General features: G+C 58.4%; 6 protein-coding genes. All 6 read left to right on the top strand.

From position 1 onward, the window contains the following. The first annotated feature begins 73 nt into the window (after positions 1-73). Positions 74-517 carry a helix-turn-helix domain-containing protein gene (locus tag C5L13_RS28350; protein ID WP_105386600.1) on the top strand — a complete coding sequence of 148 codons (444 nt, stop codon included), beginning with the start codon at positions 74-76 and terminating at the stop codon, positions 515-517. A gap of 11 nt (positions 518-528) precedes the next feature. Then, positions 529-2,346 carry a hypothetical protein gene (locus C5L13_RS28345; RefSeq protein WP_105386599.1) on the top strand — a complete coding sequence of 606 codons (1,818 nt, stop codon included), beginning with the start codon at positions 529-531 and terminating at the stop codon, positions 2,344-2,346. Positions 2,347-2,369: 23 nt separating this feature from the next. Then, entirely contained in the window at positions 2,370-2,588 is a 219-nt protein-coding gene (locus C5L13_RS29440) for a hypothetical protein (protein ID WP_105386598.1), read from the top strand. 19 nt (positions 2,589-2,607) lie between these two features. Further along, positions 2,608-3,759, top strand: coding sequence for a YcaO-like family protein (locus C5L13_RS28335; RefSeq protein WP_105386597.1), 1,152 nt, complete (start codon positions 2,608-2,610; stop codon positions 3,757-3,759). Continuing rightward, complete coding sequence (locus C5L13_RS28330; protein WP_105386596.1) at positions 3,756-4,451, top strand: TfuA-like protein; 696 nt, start codon at positions 3,756-3,758, stop codon at positions 4,449-4,451. The genes C5L13_RS28335 and C5L13_RS28330 overlap by 4 nt, the downstream gene beginning before the upstream one ends. 96 nt (positions 4,452-4,547) lie before the next feature. Then, positions 4,548-4,763 (top strand): hypothetical protein, encoded by a 216-nt coding sequence (locus C5L13_RS28325; protein ID WP_105386595.1) that lies wholly within the window; start codon positions 4,548-4,550, stop codon positions 4,761-4,763. Positions 4,764-5,088 lie beyond the last annotated feature (325 nt).

Below are 5,088 nucleotides of genomic sequence, written 5' to 3'. Positions count from 1 at the left end.
TATTTTTTCGAGCACTAGTTGAAATAGTTTCACGATTGGATCAGTCTTCGATGAAGACGGAGGGCCTTTCGTAATGGACCAGAAGAAGCCGAACCCCATTGACGTTTATGTCGGGAGCCGCATCCGACTGCGCCGCACGATGCTCAAAATGAGCCAGGAAACACTTGGCGAAAATCTTGGGATCACCTTCCAGCAAGTTCAAAAATACGAGAAGGGGACCAACCGCGTCGGCGCCAGCCGGCTGCAGCACATTTCCACCATACTGAATGTACCGGTCACCTTCTTTTTTGACGATGGTCCTGCCAGTCATCTCTCCAGCGACAACCGGTCGGACGTGACGGAGGACGATGCGGTGACAAGGTTCGTCGGGAGCCGTGAAGGGATCGAGTTCAACCTCGCATTTCAGCATGTCGGAAACCCAAAACTGCGCCAAAACATCCTTCAGCTCGTCAAGTCCCTGAGCCGCAGTCCGGAGGCTGCCGAAATTCAGTCGGAAGAGCCAAGAGTGACCGGCTAGCGGATGTCATCATGCTACGGTTGGTGACCTTCGGCGGCCTGTGGCTTGCCGACGACGAACAGGGGCGGTTGCCCCTCCCTCAGAAGGCACTGCTTGCTCTTGTCTATATGATGGCGGAGCAGGAGGGGGAACTGCCGCGCGAGCACCTGGCGCGACTACTTTGGAGCGGGGACCAGGAGACGGCCAAAATCAACTTCCGCAAGATGATCGAAAGGGTGCGCAAATATGCAGCCAGCGGTCGGCGCCTGCCACTGGAATTCTCCGCCTCGACCGTCAATCTGACAAGCGTGCCGTCTGATGTCGATTTTTTACTCTTTTCGGCTGATCTCGACCCTGTCGAACATCTCCGTTCCGCTTCCAAACTGCTGACCCTGCGTTTCCTCGACGGGGTCGATCTGCCCTCCGCACTAAAGTTATGGGTGGAGAAGCAAAGAGAACGCCACTGGAACACGTTTAGGGACCTATTCTTCAGGGTGAGCGCCACAGCGACCGAGCGGCCGGATTTGATCCTGGTCAAGGAGGTTGCAAAACAGCTTCTGGAGCGACATCCGGATGATGTGGCGGTCCAGGAAGTGCTGATGGAAACACACCGTCGCGAGGGCGGCACCACTCATCGCCTGGCTGCATTGCCTCGCTGCACTGATCTTGCGGCCTCTACGGATATCACGATCTCGCCAACCCAGTTCACGTCCGAACTTCCCCGGCTTGTTCTCCTTGCACCGCCCGGTATCGACGACGGTGCATCCTACCCCGCGCGTGCTCTGCTGGAAGACATTACCATCAGCCTTTGTTCGCTGAGAACGGTCGCGGTGGTCGCTCCTTATACAGCCGAGCGAATCCGCAGCCATCCGGACAAAGTTTCCCAACTCGAAACGCATGCGATTTCCTACGTCATCGACACGAGGATGGGGCCGGACGGCCTTTTCGTTCAGATGATCTTTCTGCCGTCCGACAGCCTGCTATGGGCAGAGCGGTTCCATCTCGACCCGAACCTGCTCGTTTCGCATCGCAAGCAGGTCGCGCAGATGGTCGTTGCAGCGATCAGCAATCATCTTCGGCGTAGCGAAACCATACTTGCCGATTACCGAGCCCAGCCGGAGGTCTATCGGTCTTATCTGGCGAGCTCACAACACCTCAACAAGTTCACGCTTCCTGATGTGCGCCGTGCCCGAAACGCGTTTAGGGAGACGCTCAAGATGCGCAGCGACTTTGCCCCGGCCCTTGCCGGCCTATCTCGCACCTATTCCTGGGAATGGGTTTTGACGGCGAGGGGCGACGGTGAATTGCTCCGTCAGGCCGAGCACACGGCACAAAGGGCGGTCAGCCTGGAGCCGGAACTGGCGTCGGCCCACCGGGAACTTGCCTTGTCGAAGCTCTATATCGGCGACGTGGATGGGAGCCTTGATGCCTTCGACCAGGCAGAGCGGTTGAGCCCGCACCTGGCCGATGCCGTATGCGGATATGCCGACGCTCTGGTCCACGCTTCCAAGCCCGCTGAAGGCCTGGCGAAGATCGCCAAGGCGATGGCGCTTAACCCGATCTGCCCCGACGACTACTTCTGGATCGCCGCCGGTGCCAGCTATTTCCTTGGCCGGTTCGATGCGGCGATCGGCTATATCGAGCGCATGGAGGACCCATCGTCGGCCCGCCGACTGCTTGCCGCAAGTCACGCAATGGCCGGCGATATGACCAAAGCACGGATGCATCGGCGCAAGGCCCAAGAGCTCAATCCCTACTTTGATCTCGAAAAGTGGCTGGCGGTGCTTCCGGTGCGGGAGCAGTGGCAGAAAGACATATACCGCGAGGGCCTGTTGAAGGCCGGATTTTAAAACCGAGCCAAAAGGGGGTACTAATGGCTAGAATCGTTGTGATCGGGTTGCCAGGTGACGAACAACTCTACCTTGCCGACCTTGACGCAGGTACTGTCCATCCTATGACAGCGCCCACGTCCGGGCCGCTAGCTACCGCAAACGATCTTAGAAGGGCAGGGGGAACTATCGTCAAAGGCGTCAATCTGGCCGTTGCAGTTTCCTCCTCTGAGCAGGCGGCCTCCGGTGTCTTCGATGGTTGACCGACGGCCGGTCTGAGGCATGGAGCGCATTTGCTCGTCTGAAGAGACCTTTGAACGGGTGTTTCCGTTTCTGGAAAGTTTCGGCATCACCCGCGTCGGCCGCCAAACTGGTTTGGACTATATCGGTATTCCGGTCTGGTGCGCCTATACTCCGAACGCCAAATCGATCGTGGTCGCGCAGGGCAAGGGATTGACCGATGCCGATGCGAGGACCTCGGCTGCCATGGAGGCCCTGGAAAGGGCCGTGGCCTGTGACCCCGCTTTAGATGTGAACGTGACGTCCGTCGCAAGTCTCAACAGGGCAGGTGAAGAAGTGGACCTGCTTTCGCCGCTCCTCGCCCAAAGCAGGAGCATTCCCAATGCCGACGACAATCTTGCCTTCGTGGAAGGCAGAGATCTCCTGTCGGGCGGGCGGGTTCACGTGCCGCTTGAGGCGGTTTGCCTGGACCGGACGTTGACGGACTGCCGATACTGGCAGTCTTCCGACGGACTGGCATCTGGAAACAACTATGAGGAGACGGTCTTTCATGGTCTTCTGGAACGGATCGAACGGGATGCTCATGTCCTGTGGCAGGTGCTTGCCGAACCAAGACAGCATGCACGATGTCTGGATCCCGAACGTTTCGACGATGCCAGGTTCAAAAGGCTTGTCGCGATGATCGAGGAAAAGGACATTTCCCTGCGGCTGTTCGATATCACCAGCGACGTTGGGATACCCGCCATTGCCGCCTTTTTGGCAAGCAAGGCCACGCTTGCATCACCGGCTGCTCGGCATGTCGATGTGACCTTCGGCTGCGGCTCTCACCCATATCCCGAGAAAGCGGCAATCCGCGCGGTGACGGAAGCAGCACAATCGCGCGTCACCCATATCAGCGGTGCGCGTGACGACATCTTCCCAAAAACCTATAGGCGACCCCTGTCCGACCGTCTGCGAAGACTGTTCGACGCCCGCCCGGAACGCTCGCCGCCCAATGCCGTATCTGCCGACCTGGATCACATCCTCTCCCGTTTACGGCAGGCAGGCGTGTGTCGGGCAATATCGGTGCAACTTGGTCATCCTGATCTACCCTTTGCCGTCTCTAAGATCCTGGTGCCTGATCTTGAGAACCCGGAAGGGGCGCGGCGGCAAAGATTGGGGCCACGCGCAATTTCGGCGACATTGGCGCCATGAAGATCGTGTTTGTCGGGCCAAGCCTTCCAAACGCCCATCAATTGGCTGGCACTGGCATCAAAGTTCGTCCGCCGGCCATTCAGGGCGATTTACGTCGTGCGGTTGATGAAGGCGCAACCGCCATCGGTTTGATCGACGGTGCTTTCGAATATGTCGCGCCTGTCTGGCACAAGGAGATCCTTTTCGGTCTTGCCAACGGTGTGACGATCTATGGCGCCGCAAGCATGGGGGCATTGCGGGCGGCCGAATGCCAGGCCTTTGGTATGATCGGCGTCGGAGAGATCTTTCGTGGTTATGCAAGCGGTGGCCTGGTCGACGACGCTGACGTGGCATTGCTGCATGGCCCGGAAGAAGTAAACTATGTCGCCGTCACCTTGCCTTTGGTGAACGTGACCGCGACACTCGCTCGCTGTCGTAGGAAAGATGTCATCTGCGCACAGGAGGAACGATGGATCGCAGAAAGCGCCAACGCCTTGTTCTTCAAGGCCCGGACATGGGTGGCCATTGTCGAACGCTGTGGGGAAATTGAGCCCCTCCGCTTGGCTGAGCTGTTGACTATCCTCAAAACGCAGTATGTAGATCAGAAACGTCTCGACGCCTTGTCTCTCATTGAGGCTCTGCGCCAGACCAGCCAGCCGAGTGCCGTCCCTTCCTTTGATTTCAATCGTACATCCCTCTGGCGCGAACACTGACGTCCTCAGCCGCGCGTTGTGTCACGCCGATGTCACGCCCGCCCTTTGTTGTTAGGTCTAAATTGCGCTCCGAACGGGGAAGCAAAGGACGGTTTAATGACGCAGGACAACGATCGGAATGCCGAGCTAGTAGCATTGGGGCGACTGCTCATTTATGCGCGTGATACGGCGCGTTTGCTAAATTCGCGGGAGGTGGAGGCTGGGCTTTCCGTGACCTTGGAAGCGATCGGCAAGGAACTCCGCAGCGATGTCGAGATCGATATCGCCAAGCTTGTCACGTCGCGAAATGCGACCAGAAACAACTATCAGTAATCGGCTGGGGGTGAGCCGGTTGCCGCTCCCGGCACTCCAGGGGCGCGGCATTGGAAGGCTCGACACGCTCGCAATTGGAGCGTGTCGAGCCTCACCGCAGTGGGGTACCGTGGGCACGGATCTGCGGCGCTGGTAACTTCGGCCAGCGCCGCATCCCGTTCCAGCGGGGTTTGCGAAGACGGTTACCGTTTCGTTTAATTCAGCGGGCATGATTGCCGAGCAATCGCCCGAGACGAAGGATTTCGTCTGCGCACTTCATCAATGTTGCGGCAACAAGCTGGGGTGGCGCCTCGTCGAAATGTCTCAGAAATTTCGGCAAATCCGC

This window comes from Neorhizobium alkalisoli (assembly GCF_002968635.1).
Taxonomy (GTDB): domain Bacteria; phylum Pseudomonadota; class Alphaproteobacteria; order Rhizobiales; family Rhizobiaceae; genus Neorhizobium; species Neorhizobium alkalisoli.
Note: the sequence above shows the minus strand (reverse complement) of the source record. Positions and strands in the feature narration are given on the sequence as shown.